The sequence below is a fragment of the Serpentinicella alkaliphila genome, from assembly GCF_018141405.1.
Lineage (GTDB): Bacteria > Bacillota > Clostridia > Peptostreptococcales > Natronincolaceae > Serpentinicella > Serpentinicella alkaliphila.
Genome location: NZ_CP058648.1, coordinates 667,738 through 689,065 on the forward strand (window position 1 = coordinate 667,738; position 21,328 = coordinate 689,065).

Here is a 21,328-nt window from a genome sequence, read left to right on the forward strand (position 1 = left end):
AATTCTACATAATTTGACATTTTCCTCTTTTTTAATTATTCTTTATATTCATATGAAAATCATGAAATTTTTTCAATCTAAAGTCCAAACCCGAATACCTAGTTGTAATTTGATTATTATCGACCATGCTCTTTAAATACTTCTCATTCCCAACTAATACTACTAAACTTTTAGCCCTTGTAACCGCAGTGTATAGTAGGTTTCTAGTCAGTAGCATCGGTGGTCCCCAACCCATAGGAATTACCACAACTGGGAATTCCGACCCTTGGCTTTTATGTATAGTTACACAATAAGCCAATTCTATTTCATCAAGTTGGGAGAAATCGTATTCTACAAGTCTACACTCATCAAATACAATGGTTAGTTTATCTTCATCCTTATCAATATCAAAAACATAACCGATGTCCCCGTTAAAAATACCTTCACCCCGTTGCTCTATTGCATCCGGATCAATATTATGCCATTTTAAAGTATAGTTATTTTTAATTTGCATTACCTTATCGCCTATTCTAAATAACTTTTCCTTTAAGGTTTTTTCCTTCTTATTTTTATTAGGCGGATTTAAATACTGCTGCAGCTGCTTATTTAGATTTACTGTTCCTATTCGACCTTTTTTCATAGGTGCTAATATTTGAATATCCTTCATTGGGTCTATTTTATAATGCTTTGGTAATCTATCAGTCGTCAGTTCCACTAACGTATTTAAGAGCTTATCCTCATCAAACCTAGACATAAAGAAAAAATCCTTATCTTTTACATTCAATTCAGGATAGAGACCCTGATTTATTTTATGGGCATTAACTATTATCATACTTTCTTGGGCCTGTCTAAATATTTCATCTAGTTTTACGACCTTAACTATATTACTTTCAATTATATCCCTCAAAACATTACCAGCACCAACCGAAGGTAACTGATCCACATCCCCAACTAAAATAACTCTCGTCCCTCGAGCTATAGCCTTCAATAAACTATTCATTAACAATATGTCTACCATAGATACTTCGTCTATAATTAAGACATCACAGTCTAGGGGGTTTTCTTCATTTCTATTAAAAGTCATCTCTACATCGTCCCCGACATAACCCAGCTCTAGCAGTCTATGGATTGTTTTTGCCTCTTTACCTGTTGCCTCAGTCATTCGCTTAGCAGCTCTTCCAGTAGGCGCTCCCAAAATAACTTTCAGCTTAAATTTTTCAAATACTTTAATCAATGTATTTACAGTCGTAGTTTTCCCTGTTCCAGGACCACCAGTAATAACTAAAATACCATTTTCAACTGCTTGAAGTATAGCTTCTCTTTGCTTTTTTGCTAAAGATATAGTTACACTTTCTAGCTCTTCGATTACCTTTTCTTTATCAATTTTTTGTTCGTCTAATTCTACCTTAGACAACTCTATAATTTTTTTACATACATTAGTTTCAGCATAATAATAGGGCATAGAGTAAACAATTATTTCGTCACACAGCCTCTCTAATTGAATCTTTTGATCTAAAGCTAAGTATTGTACTGCTTCTTCTATTAAATCTTCTTTCACATTTAATAGTTTCTTAGCCCTCTCAACCAATATCTCTCCGGGGATATAAGTATGTCCTTCTAAATTAAAGGCGTTAATTATATACCTAGTACCTGCGTAAACTCTATACTTTGAGTCAAAGGGAATACCTAGGGTTCTAGCTATTTCATCTGCTGTTTTAAATCCAATACCCCGTATTTCTTCCGCAAGCCTGTAGGGATTTTCTTGAATTATATCTATAGTCTGTCCACCATACTTTTTATAAATTTTTACCCCATAGTTTGTAGGAATATTATACTTATTCAAAAATAAAATAATTTCACGTAATTCGTGCTGCTCTAGAAAAGCTTCCTTAATTCCTACTAGCTTTGATTTTCCAATCCCAGAAACCTCTAGAAGTTTTTCAGGTGATTTAGTTAATATCTCTATAGTTTTTAGGCCAAAATGATCCACTATTCTTTTAGCCATTTTTTCACCTACCCCTGGAATCATCCCAGAGGATAAATATGAAACTATCTCATTTTCCGTAGAGGGCATAACAAGTCTATATTGATTTACCTCTAGCTGTTGGCCATATATGGGATGCATAGTCCACTTTCCCTTAAGTGCTAACTTATCACCTATTTTGACAGTAGGCATATATCCTACTATAGTAACTTCATCCTCATCAAATAGCAGACTGGCTACAGTATATCCATTAGTATCATTAGAGAATATAATTTCAACCAGTTGGCCTTCTAATTCAATCACTTTAGTGCCCTCCTAAAAACTTTCGTTAGATATATTATTTAATTATAGCACAAAAATCTATAAGTAAAGCCTGGCGCATAAACACCAGGCTCATATTTTATGGATATTAATTAAAATGCTTCTTTTCTTAAAATTTCAGCTTTATCTGTTTTTTCCCAAGGTAAATCAATATCTGTTCTTCCGAAATGTCCATATGCTGCTGTTTGTCTATATATTGGTCTTCTTAAGTCTAAGTCCCTAATGATTGCAGCCGGTCTTAAATCAAAATGTTTTTGCACTAATTCTGCAATTTTCTCTTCCGCAACCTTTGCAGTTCCAAAGGTTTCAACTAAAACAGATACCGGCCTAGCAACACCTATGGCATAAGCAAGTCCAATTTCACATTTATCTGCTAATCCCGCTGCAACTACATTTTTAGCTACATATCTTGCAGCGTAAGCAGCAGAACGATCTACCTTTGTTGGATCTTTACCAGAGAAAGCCCCACCACCATGTCTAGCATATCCACCATATGTATCAACTATTATTTTTCTTCCTGTTAATCCTGCATCACCTTGAGGTCCACCAATAACAAATCTTCCCGTTGGATTTATGTAATACTTAGTATTTGAGTCTAATAGGTTACTTGGTACTACTTTATTTATTACATGTTGAATCATATCTTTTTCGATAGTTTTCTGGTCAACTTCTGGGCCATGTTGCGTTGAAATAACGATCGTGTCTACTCTTTTAGGCTTATCTCCGTCATATTCTATAGTAACCTGAGTTTTTCCATCAGGACGTAAATATTCTAAAGTCCCATTTTTTCTTACATCTGATAATCTTTTTGATAACTTATGAGCTAAGGAAATAGGCAATGGCATTAATTCAGGAGTTTCGTTACAAGCAAATCCAAACATAAGACCTTGGTCTCCCGCCCCAATAGCTTCAATCTCATCATTCATTTCACCTTTTTTACTTTCTAATGCTTCGTTTACACCCATTGCTATATCAGCTGATTGCTCGTCAATTGAAGTAAGCACCGCACAAGTATCGCTATCAAATCCATATTTTGCTCTTGTATATCCTATTTCCTCTATAGTTTTCCTAACTACCTTAGGGATATCCACATAACAATTAGTAGTAATCTCTCCAGCTACTAAAACTAATCCTGTAGTTACAGATGTTTCACATGCTACCCTAGCATTTTTATCTTGTTCTAATATGGCATCTAAAACAGCATCTGAAATTTGATCACAAATTTTATCCGGATGACCTTCTGTAACAGATTCTGAAGTAAATAATCTTTTCATTCGTTAAACCTCCCATTTACTTTTTCTTTTATTACTATACCCTTTTTAATTCCTTCTATTCAAACCTAGACTCTAGTTGGAATTAGCAAATTAACAATAAAAAAACCACTTCCACACAAGAAGAGGCCGCATATTTTGCGTCTCCTCATCTTCCAGAATAAAAATTCTGTGGGACTTAGCACCATACGTCATTTCTGCCTATGGTTGCCGGGTATCATCGGGCCCATCCCTCCACCGCTCTTGATAAGGATCAAGATTTTTTCAATTGGCTATATAATATCATCATACAAATTTACTGTCAAGCTTTTCCTACCATAAATTTACCACTACATAACTTAATATAAACATACCTAAACCAGCTATTGATGTTCCTATAGCAATTGCTGGGAAAGCATATTTAAAAGGTATATTAAATAGTATTGCAGCTAAGCAACCACTATATACTCCTGTAGTCGGCAATGGTACTGCTACAAATAACATTAAGCCTATAACTTTATATTTTTTAATTCTATCACTCTTCCTTAAGGTTCGTCTAACTGCTTTATTAATAAAAAATTTGAATAGCCTTACTTTTTTAAAGTAATTAGCAATAGGTTTTATTAACATTAGTAAAAAGGGTACAGGCAATATACTCCCAATAATACTTAATATTGTTGCATGAATAGGATTCATCCCTAGGGAAACCCCTATTGGAATAGCTGCCCTTAATTCCATTAATGGCATAGCTGCTATTAATATTATTAACAGTTCTTTATTTATTAGCTCAAATAATGTTTCCAAAGCATCCCCTCCATTTTTACTATTATATTAAGGGGGATATCAAAAAAGAAATAAGACTCCATTTTTAGAGCCTTATTTCATAAGAATTTATATTTGTTTATATCATCTTCCTATTGGCGTATCAATACTTATATGTCCCATTAAAGTTTCTCTTTTACTACCATCTACAAGTATTTGTACCTTATCAATACCTTCAATCTCTGTTAATGTATATACAATTTGAGATATTATAGCTATTTCCTGTAACGAACCACCTACTGAATTTAGTCCTTCACTAGATAAATTTACATATGCTATATTATTTGATGTCTCAACACTTATAACTTTAATATCCTGTATCATAGTAGTTATTTCTTCTTCCTCAGGGTCTTTTTGAAGCTCAGCAATTACCGCTTCTTCTAAGGATTCTTTTCCTATTTTAACTACCCTTTGTGTCGGAATTAATTGCTCTCCGCTTCCTGTCATAATGTACTCTTCACTTACATAATAAACAGTTGCCTCTACCTCTTCACTCTCTTGTGGATCAGGGTCCACTACAACATCATTTCCGTTTGGGGGTGGATTATCCTTTTTAGTAGAACATGCGGCTAAACTAAAAACTATTATAAAAATTAATAACAAAGCTCCTAATTTTTTAAACATTATTATGCTCCTCTCTTTTTGTTTATAATTTATTGTACATTTATATTATAAAACTCAAATTTAAAGTTAGTATAAAGAATTGTAAAGAAATTATAAAGATTCTCTAAAAGATTTTTTAGGAATTTTAATTATTATTTTAGTCCCTTTTCCAAGTTCACTTTCTACCCCAATAGTCCATTTATGAACAGAAATAATTCTGCTAACAATTGATAAACCAATCCCTGCTCCACCTGTATCCCGTGACCTTGAAAAATCACTCCTATAAAATTTCTCAAATATTAAATCTAAATCCTTCTTTTCTATTCCTACCCCATTATCTTCAACAATAACAAAGTAATCTTCTTTTTCTTTTTTATCATAAATCTTAACATATGAAAAACTTTTTTAACATCCATATATTTAATTGCATTATCAATAAGATTTATAAGTACCTCTATTATATTTTGTTCATCACAGCTAACACTTATTTTATCATTTATGCTAATATCTATTTTAACCTGTAATTTTTCAGCAAGTGGATATATTACTTTATTTGAGTTGTTAATAAGTTTTTGTATAGGGACAAATTCTTTGTTAATGCCGACCTCTTCAATTTTAGTAAGGTTTAATAGGGATTTAACAAGACTAGCCAATCTGTCAATTTCACTATCCATATCCCTTAAATATTCTTTATATACTGCTATGTCATTTTCACCATATAAAAGAGAGTCAATCAATGCTTTCATAGAAGCTAAGGGGGTCCTTAGTTCATGGGACACATCTCCAATAAACTGCATTCTTCCCCTATCTATACGCTGTAGCTCTTTACTCATTTTATTAAAATTTTCTGATAGCTTTCCAATTTCATCTTTAGAAGTAATATTGACTTCCTCACCTAAATTACCTTGGCCAATTAAAATGGCCACTCTTGAAAGTTCTTCAATTGGCTTTGCCATCCTTCTACTTGCCCAAAGGGCAGCAAGAAAACCTATAAAAGCAGCGCCAAAGGATAGTCCCATTAATCGTCTTCTAAAATCTTCTATTTGAGTAAAGGGCTCATCCATAGATGTCGAAATTAGCACTGCACCTAGTACAAATCTATCTTCACCTCTAGCCTCTATTATAGGAACTGCCGTATGCAGTATATTCTTTTCCTGAAAATAGTAGCCCTGTCTCTCCTCTTTAATTAAAGCACCCCTTATTTCAGCATTATTAATTTGACTACCTTCAAAATAATTAAAACTATCTGAGATGACTAACATATTATTATCTGTGACTATAACACGGCCATCCATAGGTATAGGGTATTGTTTAATCGCCATCTTTAACTCAATTAAATCATTGATATTAGTCCTAGCAATATTTGATAGTATATTTGCGGTCTTTAATTGATTCATTTCAATGTCTCTAAAGATGGTAGTTCTCATATTTGCAGTAGATAAGTAGTTTACTAATAGCAAAGGGACCATTATTAAGACAATATATATGATCATAAGCTTTCGTCTAATTGTTGCTAACAAAATTTAATCCCTCCTAAAATAATAGCCTACTCCCCATTTTGTCTGAATCATAGGAATTTCCTCATCATCTGGATCCTTAAGCTTTTCCCTAAGGTTTTTAATATGAACGTCTATAGTTCTTGTATCATAACATGGTTCACCCCAAATTATTTGAAATATTTCTTCTCTAGGAAATATTCTCCCCTTATTTCTTATTAGTAGCTCTAATATCTCAAATTCTTTTGGAGTCAAATCTATTTCCTGCCCATCCTTTTTCACTGACCTATAATTAACATTTACATGCAAATCTCCAGCAGCATATTCTCCTTCCACCTTATCAACTAGACTCGTTTTTGACTCCAATCGCCTTTTTATAGCTCTTATTCTTGCAATTAACTCCCTAGTATTAAAGGGCTTAGTCATGTAATCATCAGCCCCTAGCTCCAAACCTAGAATTTTATCTATATCACTATCTCTAGCTGTAAGCATAATTATTGGTACATTACTTTTTTGCCTTATAATTCTACACAAACTAATACCATCGATTTTGGGAAGCATTAAATCAAGAATTATAAAATCGAAGCCATCACTTGCAAAGGTTTTTAAGGCCTCTTCACCATCATAAACATCAACTACCTTAAACCCTTCTGTCTCTAGACTTTTTTTCAGACCTTTAACTAAAATTTTCTCATCATCAACAAGCAAAATTTTCATTTTTTCACTCCTGTTATTCTTACTTACTCTCAATTATATCATAAGTTATTTCCTTTATATTTTGGGTATATATAGAGCATATCAGTAATTGTAAAAATATGTTTTTAGTGATACAATAAAACAAATTATTTCCATTTAATTATTATTCCCTTAATTGTATTCATTATATAAAGGAGATATTATATGCCATTTATTCCTTTTCACATGCTTGCTTCAGGAATGCGTTTAAAAGAAGACCTCTACAATAATAGTGGTCTTAAACTTTTGCCTAAAGGAACTTTTATTTCAGATAATCTAATCGAGTATTTAAATAGGTGGGACCTTCCAGCCATTAATATTGAAAATGATATGGAAGTAATAGATTCTAATATACCTGAAGAAAGCCGACAAATCAGTAGAGATCAGGAATATGATAACAGATATATAAGCTCAACAGAAAAAGTTGTACAATTTATCGATGGATTAAGGGGTTGTAGTAAGCTAAAGCTCGATGAAATAAGATCAGTTGTCGATGAAATTATGCAATATACAGACATCTATCGCACAATGGATACAATCAACAGATTAAGGCAAGAAGATAAATATACGTACCAACACTGTATAAACGTTAGTATCTATTCTATGTTTATAGGCAAATGGCTTAATTTAGAAAAGTCTGCCCTAAAAAAACTTTCATACTCCGCCCTACTTCATGATATAGGAAAAGAAAGAATTTCGAAAAATATAATTCAAAAACCCGGAAAACTAACTAATGCTGAATATATCGAAATCAAAAAGCATCCTATTTACGGATACGAACTAATTAGGAGTAATACAAAATTCAGTTTAGATATTGCTATGGGTGTACTACAGCATCATGAAAAAGAAGATGGTTCTGGTTACCCTTTAGGTCTTTCAGGCAAAAGCATTCACCTATTTGGTAAGATAATTGCCGTTGCAGATATTTTTGATGCCATGACATCAGAAAGGGCATATAAAGGAAAGCAGTCTCCATTTAGAACAGCTGAGCAGCTTCAAGAGAATTCTTTTGGCGAGTTAGACCCATACATAGTTACAACCTTTATTAGAAAACTTGCAGACTTTTATATAGGGTCTACCGTAGTATTAAATACTGGTGAAGTAGGACAGATAATAATGAAAATTCCTACTAGCCCAACTAGGCCTTTAATCAAATCTAACGAAAAGTATATTGACCTTAGTAGAAATAGTGACTTATTTATTCAAGATGTGTTAAGTATATAGGCATGATAAGACAGAAATACAGGGTTTTGCCCTGTATTTCTTAACTTACAATTTATCTATCAAATCATAGAATCTATAAATTGTATTCCTTTTCTTATCATCAGCATAAATTTTACCAGATTCAAGTAATTTATTAGTATATCTTTTAGCAATATTATAACTTATACCTAAATCATCTTTCATACCATTTACTGTGAAAATTGGTTTTTTAAAGATAAATAAAATCGTATCTAAGCTTATCTTCACTTTCTTAGCAAAATCTATTAATATATTGTACATATTTTCGATATCCAGTAGTTTTGCTATATATTTTTCCGCTTGTTTTATTGATGCGTGTAGGTAAAAAATTATCCATTCTTTCCACTTTGGGTTCTCAGTCCTTAAACCGTTTAATAGTACATAGTACTTATACTTATTCTTTTCGAGTTCCTCACTTACAAAAAATGTTGGATGAGTAATTACTTTTTTATCTAACAGATAAATAATTATTAATATTCTACCTAATCTTCCGTTACAATCTAAGAATGGATGAATAGTTTCAAATTGACCATGTATTATAGCTGCTCTTGATAAAACTCCAAAATTATCTTCGAATTCGTCATTAATATATTTTTCTAAATTACTCATATACTGAGTAACAAATTGAGGTTCTGGAGGTATATATGTAGCATCTTCTATTTTTGTTGTGGGACCAATAAAATTTTGTACCTTCCTGTATTCACTAGGACTTCTAGTTTTTACTCTACTTTCCCTTAATATAACTTTATGTAATCTTAGAAACATTCTAGTAGAAATAGGTATTTCCTTAAGTAGATCTTCAGCACAGAGCTAAACTTTTCAACTTTAGCCCTTGCATCATTTTCTAACTTTAGTATATCAATAAGATCTTTATCAGAAATATTAATAGGCAAAAATTTTGGTTTAATGGCTTTTTTATACGAACACCCCTTTGAATATAATTATACATCTTTATATTATTTATCAATATTTATATTATTTTGAAATAAATTATATTGTTTTGTAGTTTTATTTTTATAATACACGTATTATTACTAACTTTACAATTCTTAATCGAAACTTATTTATACTTTAAGGGGCTTTCTTAATTCGTTGTTCACTACTTCCAATCAATATGGCCTATTATGCCTCTCCATAAGCTTTTATACTTGGTAACCTATTTCGATATGTAAAAGTTACAAAAACTAACAATAAGGCCAATTAACTAGCCTCTAATCTTACAGTAATCATGTATTTTTAAGAATTAAACAATAAAAATTGCTAACTATTTCTTTTAATTAAAGTAATGCAATTCAAATTAATCTGATAAATTTTTTTATACGAATCAATAAATACAAAATATTAATCAATAATACCCTTTAACTGTATTATTTACAGAAATAAAAGAAGATATTACTTTAATAATAATATCTTCTTCTTGATTACTGATTTGGATTAATTAAAGCAAATGATAAAGTAGCAGAACAAGCTAATTCGTTATCTACAGTCGCTTTCACTTCTGCCTTTCCGATGCCTCTTCTTAAGGATATCATTTCGATTTCAAGTCTCAATACATCACCTGGTACAACTTGTCTTCTAAATTTACAGTTATCGATTCCAACAAATACCCCAAGCTTACCTCTATTTTCTTCTAGCTCCATACAACATACTCCTGCAACTTGAGCTAAGGCCTCAGTCATTAAAACTCCTGGCATTATAGGATTTCCTGGAAAGTGGCCTTGAAAAAAAGGTTCGTTAAAAGTAACATTTTTAATTCCAACTGCTCTTTTTCCCGGTTCTAATTCAATTATTTTATCAACTAACAAAAAAGGATATCTATGAGGAATTCTTTTTTGTATTTCTATATTATTCAATTCCATCTACACTACTCCTTTCTCATATTCCTGGAAAGCTGTTTATATAACTGTTGGGCTAGACCTACGCCTTGCCCTTTAGTCATTTCTTCTGCTAGCTTTTCGTCCTGCATTGACTCAAATATTTCTCTAGCATAGCTTTTTTCAACTAAATCACTGTGAGAAATAGTACTACGCATTTGTTTCAACATGAGGTTTACAAAAATTGCCTCAAAATCTTTACAAGCCTGCATCATCTTCTTCTCATCATCAGACTTAATTTCACGATTAAGCTTATCAGTAGGCTCTTTAATTATATGTTGTCCAAACATTTCATTTATTTTCATAATATCACCATCTTAGCAATAAATTATGTTATCTTCTTAGATTATTAGCCATTCCCAACATTTCATCTGCTGTTTGGATAGTTTTAGAACTGATTTCATATGCCCTTTGAGCACTAATCATTCTAACCATTTCATCAACAATTTGAACGTTTGATGTTTCTAAATAGTATTGAAGAATATTACTAGTTCTACCTTCATCCTCCATAGGGATTTCATCCCCAGATGCGGCAGTTGATTTATATAGATTACGCCCTACAGCTTCTAGTCCAGCAGGGTTTAAAAATTTTACTAATTTAATCGTAGCAATTTCTTCAAACTCACCATCTTCATTTTTTACCATAACTACACCACTGTCTGTTATAGTTAAGTCGGTCATACCCTGTTGTAATATAATTTCATCATCAAAATCAGATAATACTGTGTATCCTTCTGATGTAACTATTTTCAGTTCTTCACTATCTACACTTAAATTAAAGTTACCATCTCTTGTGTAGAAAAAGTCTCCGTTCGGCCCTTGAATTGCAAAAAATCCTTCTCCATCTATTGCTAAATCCAATGGTCTATCAGTTCTGTCTAAATTACCTGATGTAAAAAGTCTAGAAGTGGCTGCAGGCATAACCCCATGTCCTACCTGCAAATTAACTGGACTACCATTCCCTTGACTTAGGGTAGGCTTTTTTAAATTTGCATATAGTAAATCCTTAAACTCAACCTTTTGCTTTTTAAATGCAGTTGTATTAACATTTGCTAAGTTATTTGATATTGTATCAATATTTAATTGTTGTGCCTTCATTCCAGATGCAGCAGTCCATAAAGCTCTCATGATTTAAACCTCCCTTTACAACTTACCAATTTCATTGGCTGCCTTTTGCAAAATCTCATCATATGATCTAATTACCTTTTGATTTGATTCATACAGCCTTAAAATATTTATCATATTAACCATTTCTTCTATAGGGTTAATATTTGACCCCTCTAAGAAACCTTGAATTACTTTCCCTTCAAATTCTTCAATTTCCAAAGTCTTACTTTCATCCATATAATAAAGGTTTTCTCCGTACTTTCTTAAATCATGAAGATTTTTTATCCCTACTAAATTAATCTGGTCAACTACCTCATTATTAACAACTACTTCTCCATTTAGGCCTAGTTGAAAATCCTTAGAGTCTAAAAGTATGGAGCCATATTGACCTAATAATAAATAACCTTCTGTCGTAACAATCTCACCATTGTTATTTAGTGTAAAATTACCATCTCTAGTATACATAATCCCCTGTGGAGTTTGTACTTGAAAAAAACCATTTCCTTCAATTGCAAAATCTAAGGGGTTTCCAGTTTCCTCGAAGCTTCCTTGCCTGAACTTAGTTTGAATTCTATCTAGTCTAAGCCCACTATTTATCGTCCCTATGACACCTCTAGGTGGAACCTTAACTAAGTCACCTACCTGTTGTCCATTGACCATAACTTGTCCCTTGTCATTTATGTCAACATTTCCTTGACCAACGAATACTCTACTACCTTGCTGGCTTAGTATATAGTTTCCTTCTGAGAAATTTGGGTTTCCATCAGAATCTCTAACAAAAGTTCTTAGATAGCCTTCTTCATCTATAGAAAATAAAGTTGACCTACTAAAGCTTACCCCATTTAGACTATCAGCTGAAAAAAATCCACCAGTTGTAGATAAACTAAATTCATTACCTGTCTTTTTAACATCAACAAATAATCTATTCTCCACAGATTTATTATCAATTGAGCCTTTTAATTTATGTAAAAAAACCTCTGGAAACGCCTCTGTAACAACTACATCCTTTTTAAAGCCTGTTGTATTCATATTAGCCATGTTATTTGACGTAACATCAAGCTTTTTCTGGGATGTTTGCATAGCAGAAGTTGCTGTGTATAAGCCCCTTAGCATCAACCTTCACCTCACATTAAAATCTATATAATATTATCGACTATTATACTTTTTTAGTTTAGCTTATCCTCTATATCTATTTTTGGTATTTTTTTGCTCTAAAAGGTGAATAGAGTCTAATGCTCTACCAGTTCCTTTTGCAACACAGGAAACAGCATCTTCTGCAATATATACTGGTATCCCTATTCTCTTCTCGATTAATTTGTTAAGTCCCCACAGTAATGCTCCGCCTCCAGTCATAACAATGCCATGATCTGCAATATCAGAAGCTAATTCTGGTGGAGTTTTTTCTAAGACAGCATGTACAGCATCTACAATAGCTGAGACATTTTCATCTAGCGCTTCTAGCATTTCTTCACTATCTACTTCAATATTTACTGGTAGACCAGAAATTAAATTTCTACCTCTAACATTCATCTTAGTTTCTTTATCTCTAGGATATGCAGCACCTATTTGAATTTTCATATCCTCTGCAGTTCTCTCACCAATCATCACTTTATGTTTCTTTCTCATATAACGAACGATTGCCTCATCAAATTTGTCCCCAGCTATTTTTATTGAAGTACTAACTACAATACCACCTAATGAAATAACTGCAACATCAGTTGTTCCCCCACCAATATCTACAATCATATGTCCTGTTGGTTGAGCAATATCTAATCCAGCCCCTATAGCTGCAGCAATAGGCTCCTCAATCAAATAGGTCATTCTTGCTCCTGCTTCATTAGAAGCATCAATTACTGCTCTCTTTTCAACCTCAGTCACTCCACTCGGCACACATACTATTATTTTGGGTTTAAAAAACAATCTTGTTCCCACTGTTTTCCTAATAAAGTATTTTAACATTTTTTCTGTAATTTCATAATCAGATATGACACCTTCTCTTAGAGGTCTAATCGCAACAATATTTCCTGGTGTTCTTCCAAGCATATTTCTTGCATCCTGCCCAACTGACAGTATTTCTCCAGTATTATTATCAATAGCTACAACAGAAGGTTCTTGAAGCACAATACCCTTACCCTTAACAAATACCAATACGCTAGCGGTTCCTAAATCAATTCCAATATCCGTACCAAACATTACTTTCCCACCTTTATGATTTTTATATGATGACTGTTATATCTAATGATAAATTTATATGGAAGCGAAACAGTCTTTAATTTTTACTATTGTGCCTTAATAAAAGCACCAATAATATTACTTCGATATATTTTTGCAAATTCCTCTAAATATCGACTTTTTTTATTATTTTTTTTTAGAAAAAATATAGGCCGATGGATTTTTTTCATCGCCCTATATTGTTCTATTATTTAATTCATATGAATGGTAAAAACAAATTTTTATACTCTTAAAAGAACGGATCAATCCACTCAGATTATTGACATACCCACTTTTGTAGGTTTGTCAAAATGTTAACGTTAAAAGCATGCTACTTCATCTTTAACCGTTACAATAACATCAACTTTTCCTAAATTCAACTAGCTATATTTTGCTTCAGTACTTGTTTTGTCTATAGATATTATTTCACTGGTTTCTAACACAACAGTCTTAGGTGTTAACTGAGCTCCATAATCTTCTTTTAACCACTTTAATAATGAAAACAGCATAGTTATAAGTATTGGCATTAATGGTAAAGCAACTACAATTGACGCTAGTTGTACAGCTGTTAACCCACCAGTAGCAAGAAGTCCTACAGCAAAAACTCCTAAGAAGATTGCCCATAGAGTTCTATTCCATTTATTTGGTTCTTCATGCCCACTAATTTCTTTTGTAACCTGTGCTGAAAGAGTAAATGCAGCTGAGTTTAAAGTTGTTGCCAGAAACACTATACAAAGAATAGTAAATATAGGTATAATTAGCCATTTACCTGCTGGTAGAGTGCTCAAAATAGCTATAATTGTACCTGGAGTACCTACTTCACTAACAATCTTCGCCACATCCAAAGCACCAGATGTCTGTACATCTATAGCGTAACCGCCCCATATTGCGAAAAATACCCAACATCCAAAACTTCCAAAAATTAATTCTCCAAATACTACCTGCCTAATTGTTCTGCCTCTAGATATTCTTGCAACAAACAATCCCATCATTGGTGCATAGGCAATCCACCAAGCCCAGTAGAATACTGTCCACCCCTCAGGGAACCCAGCGTTGGCTATTGGATCTGTCCATAGACTAAGTCTTATAAAATCATTAAACATTAAACCAAGACTATTTACCCAGAGATTTAATATGTAAATAGATGGACCTGCTATAAATACAAATATCAGTAAGAAATAAGCAATGTACGTATTAAGATCAGCAAGTTTTGCAATGCCCTTTTGTAATCCAGCGTATACAGTAATTGAAATAAGACTTGTGAAAATTGTTAATGTAATTAATTGTAGTTGAAAACTCTCTGGTATTCCTAACATATTAGCAATTAATGCTGTTACTAGAGGTACTGCTAAACCTAAAGATGTTCCAACCCCACCAATCATAGCAAAAATTACCAATGTGTTAATTAATTTACCTAATGTTCCCTCTGCCCTACCACCTATAACTCCCTTACAAGCAGTGCTGAGTCTTAAAGTAGATGCCCTTTTAACATGTATAGCGTAGGCTATTGGAATTGTCGGCAATGCATATATTGCCCATGGCGTAATTCCCCAGTGAAACTGACCTAGTACCCCTGCCCACTCTGCAGCCATAATTGATCCTGCCTCAACTCCTAAAGGTGGTCCTCCCATATAGTAAACTGGCTCTATAAACGCCCAGTATACTATAGCAATACCTATACCTGCACAAAACACCATTGCAGCCCAGGTGTAATCAGAAAATTCAGGTTTATCCTCAGGAGCACCTAATTTTATTCTCCCCCACCGACTAGATCCAAGCCATACAAGAAACAGAACAGAAAACAAACCAAATAGTAAAAATGACCATTTAAAATTAGTAGTTATAAACGCAAACACCGAATTTACCATAGCGGATCCCTTCTCTGGATTAACCACTAATGATACTGAAAAAAGAAGTGTTACAATAATTCCAGGTAACATTAAAGAATAATCTATATTACTCTTATTTTTCATTATTACAACTCCTTTACAATATTTTATAATTTAAACTACCTTTTTACTTCTTAGATTTTGAACTTCCTCAACTGTAAACCCCATTTTAGTAAGTATGTCTTCCGTATGTTCTCCCAGCAATGGTGAAGAAATTTTTATAGCTGGAGGATTCTCGGATAACTTAATTGGATTTCCAACTAGTTTTATCTTACCTAATCCAGGATCATTAAGTTCAATTATCATATCTCGAGCTTTCAAATGAGGATTTTCGAAAGCTTCCTGTATATTCTGAACTGATGCCACTGGAATACCTATTTTCTCCAACTTCTCTACTACTTCATTTCTAGTTTTCTCAGTAAAACTGTCTTCAATAATTTCCTTCAGCTCAAGATTATTTTTAATACGTGCTTCATTATCTTTGAATTTTTGATCAGAATGTATATCAGGTCCATTCAATACATTACAAAACTCTTTCCACATCTTATCATTTTTTACTGCGATACTGACATATCCATCCTTTACTTTATAAACATCACAAGGTGCATAGTGGGCATTCATATTTCCCATTCTACTAATTATTTTACCAAATGCCGTATATTCTAATATTGGATTTGTTGCCATTTGAATAAGAGATCCCAACATAGTTACCTCTACCTTCTGTCCCTTTCCAGTCTCTAACTTATTATAATATGCAGTTGTTATACCTAAGAGTAACATCAAACCAGTATAACTATCCCCAATCGCTGGTCCAATTTTCGTTGGATCCCCCTCTGGAAATCCAGTCAGATCCATAATTCCGCTCATAGCCTGAACAACATTGTCATATGCTGCAAATTTAGATAGTACACCCGAATCACCAAATCCCGATATAGACGCATAAATAATATCTGGTTTAATTTCTTTCATCTGTTCATATCCAATTCCATAATTCTCTAAGGTCCCTGCCTTAAAGTTAGAACATACTATATCCGCATCTTTGACTAAATCGAAAATAATCTTTTTACCCTCTTCACTTTTAATGTTTAGAGTAATGCTTTTTTTCCCTCGATTAAAAGAGCTATAGTATCCACTATAATTGTTTTTAAATGGCCCCCACCCCCTTGAAACATCTCCTTCAATTCTTTCTATCTTTATAACTTCTGCCCCAAAGTCTGCTAAGTTTAATGTGCAAAATGGCCCAGCATATGCATGGGTAAAATCAATTACTTTTACACCTTCTAAAAGATTCATTTTATTTCTCCTCTCCTTAAAGCTTTAAATTTTAGAAACTTACCCGATCATTTAATTTTTTGCACTTTCCATATACTCTTTATTAATTCCAAATTCATTTAATATGTCATCTGTATCTTTTCCAAGTTCTGGTGCACATGAATCAAGTATAATAGGAGTATCACTTAATTCTATTGGTAGTTTTGGTACTTTGGTTTTACCCACTTCATTATCTACTATTTCCACCATAAAGTCATTTTCAACTATATGTGGATGGGTTACTATGCCCGGTACATCTAATACTTCCCCACTAGGTATGCCTACGGCTCTACATCTTTTCTCGATGTCGTATTTTGAAGTAGTTACTGTATACGACTCTACAATAGGTCTTAATTTATTTAGGTAATCATCACATCTTCCTTCATTAGTACTAAACCTAGGATCATCAATTAATTCTGGCATATAAATGACATGCTTACATAGGTTTTTCCACTGTTCTTCATTGGCTACACCAATTGCAACGAAACCATCATTAGTCTTAAAAGTATCATAGGGAGCACAGGCAGGATCAAAATTTCCTTTTCTTGTCTGAATTTCTCCGCTCATAGAGTATGTAGCAGGAGCAGCTTCAATTATCGAGAATAGGGAATCTAATAATGAAACATCTATTTTTTGTCCTTTACCATTGATTTGTTTATTTATTAGCGCTAGCGTTATCCCTGTCGCTAGGTACCCAGCACCATAATACTCGCCCATAGCTACTCCCGCTTTGATTGGGTAACTATTAACAGTTCCAGTCATGTCCATAGAAACACCTAAAGCCTGTGCAACACAACTAGAACCTACTTTGTTTTTATACGGACCTGTGTGTCCAAAGTATGAGTATGATGCATAAATTATTTTAGGATTTATTTTAATTACATCATCATAACCCAGTCCTAAACTCTCCATAACACCAGGACCATAGCTTTCGCAAATTATGTCCACCTTTTCAATAATTTGTTTCAATATCTCTATCTCTTCTCTTTTGTTAATATCTAAAGTCATACTCTTTTTTCCAGAATTTAAGTAATTGAAGTATAAGCTTTTCCCTGCCTTTTGCGGTTTCCATTTTCTGCTTTTATTGCCTTCGTTAGGTTTTTCTACTTTTATTACCTCAGCTCCAAAACTAGCCAAATACATTGTTGTAAGGTTTCCTGCAAGGTTTTCTGTGAAATCCAGTACCTTAACTCCTCCAAGTGCTTTCATTTTAAAACTCCCCTCTCTAAAATGTTTTTAGATAGTAATATTAACTAAGACTTTATAAGAACATTGACATTTAGTATATTTGTCCTAGTATATTTCTTTGTTAAGTATATAGAGCAAAAACTATGCCAATCTATACATTGTTAATTTTCCAACATTTATCATGTATACAATCAAATAGTATTTAAATACAAAAAAATAGTTATTCAAGTTTGAATAACTATTTTTCAAAATCACCTTATAAATATTGATAATTAGCTAATACCTAAGTAGTTAAAATCTATTCAATTTTGAATAGATTTCAAATATGAATAATCGAAAATAAAATTTTATTATTGAATAATAATATCTTTGTTAACAGTTATTTATTCAATTCATTATCAATATATTTTTTTATAAGTCTATAAGCCTTTGGTTGACTGATTTTAAGCTCTTGAGCAACCTTAACACTATTTTTATACTTATTATATGTTTTAATAATAATTTGCTTTTCTAGTTCTTCTTTCATTTCATCCAAAGACTTGTTGTCTGTATTAATTGTAGTTTTAGGTTTTTCATATACGTATAAATGTTTTGGTATATGCTGCGCAGTAATTTCAATATCCTCAACTAGAACTACAAGCTTTTCAATTGTATGAGATAACTCCCTAATATTACCAGGCCATGAATACGAACCTATTATCTTAATTGCTTCATTTGATATTGTATGATTTCTTTTATATGCTTTATTAAACAAATTAATATAGTAATAAGTTAAGGCCAGTACATCTTCTTTCCTTTCTCTTAAAGAAGGAATTTCTATTTCAAAAACATTAAGTCTAAAATATAAATCTCTCCTAAAAGTCCCTAAGTCTACCATCTGCAATAAATTACAATTTGTTGCTGCAATTACTCGTATATCAACCCTAATGCTTTTCTGTCCACCAATAGGAATAAACTCTTCATCTTGAATTACTTGTAGTAATTTTGCCTGTAGAGCTATTGGTATTTCCGATATCTCGTCCAAAAACAAGGTTCCTCCATTAGCCAATTCTATTAGGCCTTTTTTACCCTCCTTATTAGCACCTGAAAAAGCTCCTTTACAATATCCAAACAACTCTGATTCAATAAGATTATGACTTATACTTGCACAATTAATATTCATAAAAGGTTTATCTCGTCTATCACTTTTTGAATGAATATACTTTGCTAAAAGACTTTTACCTGTCCCTGTCTCGCCCAGTATTAAGCAAGGAGATTTAACTTTAGAAATCTTCTTACATAAAGAAGTTATTTCTCTCATCTGATCACTTTGATAAATCAAATTCACATCTGAATCAACTAAATTTTTATGAGTTATCCCTACTTCATTAAATTCGCACTGTTGATGGGAAAGTTTATTAATACTATCTATATCATTCACACTCATTGCTACATATTTTATATCACCATTTTCATCAAATATAGGAACAGAAACCGTTAAAACATCTGCACCTAGTTTAGTAATTTGTTTGCGAGCTACCATTTTCTTCGTTTTATAAACTATCGGAAGAGTTGATTGTCCCCAATACGTTCCATCAAAAGATTGAAATTTTTTTCCAATCATACTCTCTGGAGAGACCCCATAATGTCTATAGCTTGCTTTATTTATATAAACTAGAGTATAATTATTATCAAAAACCATTATTTCGTCATGAAGATTATCGATGATTTCTTTAAAATTATCATTTTCAAAAACTTGCTCAATATTATCGAAATTCACGTATAACCCTCCTTGTACTTTGCTACCAAACTTCTTCAACCCACCAATATATCTTAAGTTAAAAAAATATAACCTATTTTGTATAATTCTATTTTGATATCTATTACCTTCTTTTATTGACTATATTACATAAATCTAAGTGTAATATGCTCTGCTTAAAATAGAAAAATAGATATTAAATATATCTACTTTTTTAGTATAACACAGTATTTACTTTTTCAAATGAGTTTGTTTCTTCACCATTATAAATGTTTAATTTTTATGCTAGCACACTGAAAAGAGTGGATCAATCCACTCTTCTCATGATCTTATCTGCTATTAACAGCTTTTTTATATTTCATCCTAGTCGCTTTTCCACCTCTAATATGCCTCTCAGCTTTATTAATATCAAGAATATTTTTCACTTGATTCGCTACTAAAGGGTTTATCTTAGGAAGTCTTTCCGTTACATCCTTGTGGACTGTACTTTTACTTACGCCAAAAACTTTAGCGGTTTGCCGTACCGTAGCCTTCTCATCTAAAATAAAATTGGCTATCTGCACAACCCGCTTTTCTATATAGTCTTTCAACGTAGCAACCCCCCTAATTATAGTGTCTTACTCTATAATATGAGGGGTTAAATAGTTTTAGAATTAATTATTCATTAAAATTCGCCTAATTTAATTAATTTTTGGTAAAAATAATTGTGGATTTACTAATTTTGTATCATTTATTACTTGAAAATGTAGTAAAGGACCTTCTTCTGATTTAGCTAAAGAAGTTTTTCCAACAGCACTTATAACCTGTCCTTTTTCTACAAACTCCCCTACAGAAACCATGGCTCCAGTAGCAAGATTACTATAACGTGTTAATAAATATTCATCATGTTGCAATGTAATAATTATACCTAAAAGTTTATCCGTTATTACCTCTATTACTTCTCCATCTAAGGCAGCTCTCACAGGAGTTCCTTCCTTTGCATGAATATCTATTCCCCTATGTGTTTTCCACTGATTTAGTGTTTTATGATAAACCAGATGGTCCTCTGCATAAGGCATTCCAATACTTCCCTGCACAGGTAGAATCATATTGTATATTACTGCTTTATTCGAAGTTTCCACTACAGGCTCTTCTACAGTTTCTACCACAGTTTCTTCTTTTATATCATTTTTATTTTCTTCTGGTTTAATACTTTCATTTTTATTCTCTTCCTTTTGCTTTTCCGAAGGTTCTTTCGTCTCATTTCCCATTACAACCTGGTCATCCTCTTCCTCTTCCTTAGCAGAATTTTCTTCAACCAGGGTTATATCCGGGCGGTTATAGTTATTTTCTTCATTTCTCCAATTCTCTTCTGAAAAATAGTGATTATCTGGCTCTTGCCTAGTTACCCAGAAGCCGGTAACGCCTACAATACAGACACAAAGTAATAAAATAATATAGAATCCCTGTCTGTCTAAAAAAGCATATATTCCTTTTTTTCCTCGTTTATTGTTATTATTGTTTTCTAAGGGCATATATCCCACCTCCACCTGTAATTATGTCCATCACTCCATAATTTATACAGGTAAGGTTAATATT

20 protein-coding genes and 1 riboswitch are annotated in these 21,328 nt (G+C 32.5%); of the genes, 1 reads left to right on the top strand and 19 read right to left on the bottom strand.

Annotated elements, in window-relative coordinates; genetic code table 11:
• Positions 1 to 31: 31 nt before the first annotated feature.
• The 7 genes from recD2 to HZR23_RS03450 all read right to left on the bottom strand — a co-directional run bounded on the left by recD2 (position 32) and on the right by HZR23_RS03450 (position 7,172).
• Positions 32 to 2,266 carry an SF1B family DNA helicase RecD2 gene (recD2, locus tag HZR23_RS03420; RefSeq protein WP_132848268.1) on the bottom strand — a complete coding sequence of 745 codons (2,235 nt, stop codon included), beginning with the start codon at positions 2,264 to 2,266 and terminating at the stop codon, positions 32 to 34.
• A gap of 110 nt (positions 2,267 to 2,376) precedes the next feature.
• Positions 2,377 to 3,558 (bottom strand): methionine adenosyltransferase, encoded by a 1,182-nt coding sequence (gene metK, locus HZR23_RS03425; protein ID WP_132848269.1) that lies wholly within the window; start codon positions 3,556 to 3,558, stop codon positions 2,377 to 2,379.
• A gap of 142 nt (positions 3,559 to 3,700) precedes the next feature.
• A riboswitch (SAM riboswitch) is annotated at positions 3,701 to 3,808 on the bottom strand.
• A gap of 59 nt (positions 3,809 to 3,867) precedes the next feature.
• The gene (locus tag HZR23_RS03430) at positions 3,868 to 4,338 is read right to left on the bottom strand and encodes a COG2426 family protein (RefSeq protein ID WP_132848270.1); all 471 of its coding nucleotides are present in this window, start codon (positions 4,336 to 4,338) and stop codon (positions 3,868 to 3,870) included.
• A 102-nt stretch (positions 4,339 to 4,440) separates the two neighbouring features.
• Positions 4,441 to 4,980 (bottom strand): GerMN domain-containing protein, encoded by a 540-nt coding sequence (locus HZR23_RS03435; RefSeq protein WP_132848271.1) that lies wholly within the window; start codon positions 4,978 to 4,980, stop codon positions 4,441 to 4,443.
• A gap of 90 nt (positions 4,981 to 5,070) precedes the next feature.
• The gene (locus HZR23_RS17990) at positions 5,071 to 5,343 is read right to left on the bottom strand and encodes an ATP-binding protein (RefSeq protein ID WP_132848311.1); all 273 of its coding nucleotides are present in this window, start codon (positions 5,341 to 5,343) and stop codon (positions 5,071 to 5,073) included.
• A complete protein-coding gene (locus tag HZR23_RS03445) occupies positions 5,286 to 6,479 on the bottom strand; it encodes a sensor histidine kinase (protein WP_132848272.1) in 1,194 nt (397 codons plus the stop codon). Before HZR23_RS03445 ends, HZR23_RS17990 begins: the two co-directional genes overlap by 58 nt.
• Before the next feature lie 3 nt (positions 6,480 to 6,482).
• A complete protein-coding gene (locus HZR23_RS03450; protein WP_132848273.1) occupies positions 6,483 to 7,172 on the bottom strand; it encodes a response regulator transcription factor in 690 nt (229 codons plus the stop codon).
• A gap of 183 nt (positions 7,173 to 7,355) precedes the next feature.
• Here HZR23_RS03450 and HZR23_RS03455 point away from each other — a divergent pair, with 183 nt between their 5' ends.
• Entirely contained in the window at positions 7,356 to 8,414 is a 1,059-nt protein-coding gene (locus HZR23_RS03455) for an HD-GYP domain-containing protein (RefSeq protein WP_132848274.1), read from the top strand.
• 45 nt (positions 8,415 to 8,459) lie between these two features.
• On the opposite strand, the gene HZR23_RS03460 is transcribed toward HZR23_RS03455, so the two are convergent.
• The 12 genes from HZR23_RS03460 to HZR23_RS03515 all read right to left on the bottom strand — a co-directional run bounded on the left by HZR23_RS03460 (position 8,460) and on the right by HZR23_RS03515 (position 21,264).
• On the bottom strand, positions 8,460 to 9,197 hold the full coding sequence (locus HZR23_RS03460; protein ID WP_132848275.1) for a Fic family protein: 738 nt from the start codon (positions 9,195 to 9,197) through the stop codon (positions 8,460 to 8,462).
• 656 nt (positions 9,198 to 9,853) lie between these two features.
• A complete protein-coding gene (fabZ, locus tag HZR23_RS03465; protein ID WP_132848276.1) occupies positions 9,854 to 10,291 on the bottom strand; it encodes a 3-hydroxyacyl-ACP dehydratase FabZ in 438 nt (145 codons plus the stop codon).
• Between the two features lie 5 nt (positions 10,292 to 10,296).
• Entirely contained in the window at positions 10,297 to 10,611 is a 315-nt protein-coding gene (locus HZR23_RS03470; protein ID WP_132848277.1) for a rod-binding protein, read from the bottom strand.
• 28 nt (positions 10,612 to 10,639) lie between these two features.
• Complete coding sequence (flgG, locus tag HZR23_RS03475) at positions 10,640 to 11,434, bottom strand: flagellar basal-body rod protein FlgG (protein ID WP_207667865.1); 795 nt, start codon at positions 11,432 to 11,434, stop codon at positions 10,640 to 10,642.
• A gap of 15 nt (positions 11,435 to 11,449) precedes the next feature.
• Positions 11,450 to 12,526: a flagellar hook-basal body protein gene (locus HZR23_RS03480; RefSeq protein ID WP_132848279.1), complete on the bottom strand. Its 1,077-nt coding sequence runs from the start codon at positions 12,524 to 12,526 to the stop codon at positions 11,450 to 11,452.
• A 63-nt stretch (positions 12,527 to 12,589) separates the two neighbouring features.
• On the bottom strand, positions 12,590 to 13,606 hold the full coding sequence (gene mreB / locus HZR23_RS03485) for a rod shape-determining protein (protein WP_132848280.1): 1,017 nt from the start codon (positions 13,604 to 13,606) through the stop codon (positions 12,590 to 12,592).
• A gap of 398 nt (positions 13,607 to 14,004) precedes the next feature.
• Positions 14,005 to 15,597, bottom strand: a complete 1,593-nt coding sequence (locus HZR23_RS03490; protein WP_132848281.1) for a BCCT family transporter — start codon at positions 15,595 to 15,597, stop codon at positions 14,005 to 14,007.
• Between the two features lie 30 nt (positions 15,598 to 15,627).
• Complete coding sequence (locus HZR23_RS03495) at positions 15,628 to 16,806, bottom strand: CaiB/BaiF CoA transferase family protein (RefSeq protein ID WP_132848282.1); 1,179 nt, start codon at positions 16,804 to 16,806, stop codon at positions 15,628 to 15,630.
• A 51-nt stretch (positions 16,807 to 16,857) separates the two neighbouring features.
• On the bottom strand, positions 16,858 to 18,033 hold the full coding sequence (locus HZR23_RS03500) for a CaiB/BaiF CoA transferase family protein (protein ID WP_132848283.1): 1,176 nt from the start codon (positions 18,031 to 18,033) through the stop codon (positions 16,858 to 16,860).
• Between the two features lie 358 nt (positions 18,034 to 18,391).
• Positions 18,392 to 19,771 carry a sigma-54 interaction domain-containing protein gene (locus HZR23_RS03505; RefSeq protein ID WP_132848284.1) on the bottom strand — a complete coding sequence of 460 codons (1,380 nt, stop codon included), beginning with the start codon at positions 19,769 to 19,771 and terminating at the stop codon, positions 18,392 to 18,394.
• Positions 19,772 to 20,079: 308 nt separating this feature from the next.
• On the bottom strand, positions 20,080 to 20,340 hold the full coding sequence (gene spoIIID, locus HZR23_RS03510; protein ID WP_132848285.1) for a sporulation transcriptional regulator SpoIIID: 261 nt from the start codon (positions 20,338 to 20,340) through the stop codon (positions 20,080 to 20,082).
• A gap of 90 nt (positions 20,341 to 20,430) precedes the next feature.
• Entirely contained in the window at positions 20,431 to 21,264 is an 834-nt protein-coding gene (locus HZR23_RS03515; protein WP_132848286.1) for a M23 family metallopeptidase, read from the bottom strand.
• Positions 21,265 to 21,328 lie beyond the last annotated feature (64 nt).

Excerpts from the sequence above, each read along its gene's own strand:
- HZR23_RS03450 (WP_132848273.1), bottom strand. The coding sequence starts at position 7,172 with ATGAAAATTTTGCTTGTTGATGATGAGAAAATTTTAGTTAAAGGTCTG.
- flgG (WP_207667865.1), bottom strand. The coding sequence starts at position 11,434 with ATGAGAGCTTTATGGACTGCTGCATCTGGAATGAAGGCACAACAATTA.
- HZR23_RS03515 (WP_132848286.1), bottom strand. The coding sequence starts at position 21,264 with ATGCCCTTAGAAAACAATAATAACAATAAACGAGGAAAAAAAGGAATA.
- mreB (WP_132848280.1), bottom strand. The coding sequence starts at position 13,606 with ATGTTTGGTACGGATATTGGAATTGATTTAGGAACCGCTAGCGTATTG.
- HZR23_RS03495 (WP_132848282.1), bottom strand. The coding sequence starts at position 16,806 with ATGAATCTTTTAGAAGGTGTAAAAGTAATTGATTTTACCCATGCATAT.
- HZR23_RS03470 (WP_132848277.1), bottom strand. The coding sequence starts at position 10,611 with ATGAAAATAAATGAAATGTTTGGACAACATATAATTAAAGAGCCTACT.
- metK (WP_132848269.1), bottom strand. The coding sequence starts at position 3,558 with ATGAAAAGATTATTTACTTCAGAATCTGTTACAGAAGGTCATCCGGAT.
- HZR23_RS03480 (WP_132848279.1), bottom strand. The coding sequence starts at position 12,526 with ATGCTAAGGGGCTTATACACAGCAACTTCTGCTATGCAAACATCCCAG.
- HZR23_RS03500 (WP_132848283.1), bottom strand. The coding sequence starts at position 18,033 with ATGAAAGCACTTGGAGGAGTTAAGGTACTGGATTTCACAGAAAACCTT.
- HZR23_RS03455 (WP_132848274.1), top strand. The coding sequence starts at position 7,356 with ATGCCATTTATTCCTTTTCACATGCTTGCTTCAGGAATGCGTTTAAAA.
- HZR23_RS03435 (WP_132848271.1), bottom strand. The coding sequence starts at position 4,980 with ATGTTTAAAAAATTAGGAGCTTTGTTATTAATTTTTATAATAGTTTTT.
- HZR23_RS03460 (WP_132848275.1), bottom strand. The coding sequence starts at position 9,197 with ATGTTTCTAAGATTACATAAAGTTATATTAAGGGAAAGTAGAGTAAAA.
- fabZ (WP_132848276.1), bottom strand. The coding sequence starts at position 10,291 with ATGGAATTGAATAATATAGAAATACAAAAAAGAATTCCTCATAGATAT.
- HZR23_RS03490 (WP_132848281.1), bottom strand. The coding sequence starts at position 15,597 with ATGAAAAATAAGAGTAATATAGATTATTCTTTAATGTTACCTGGAATT.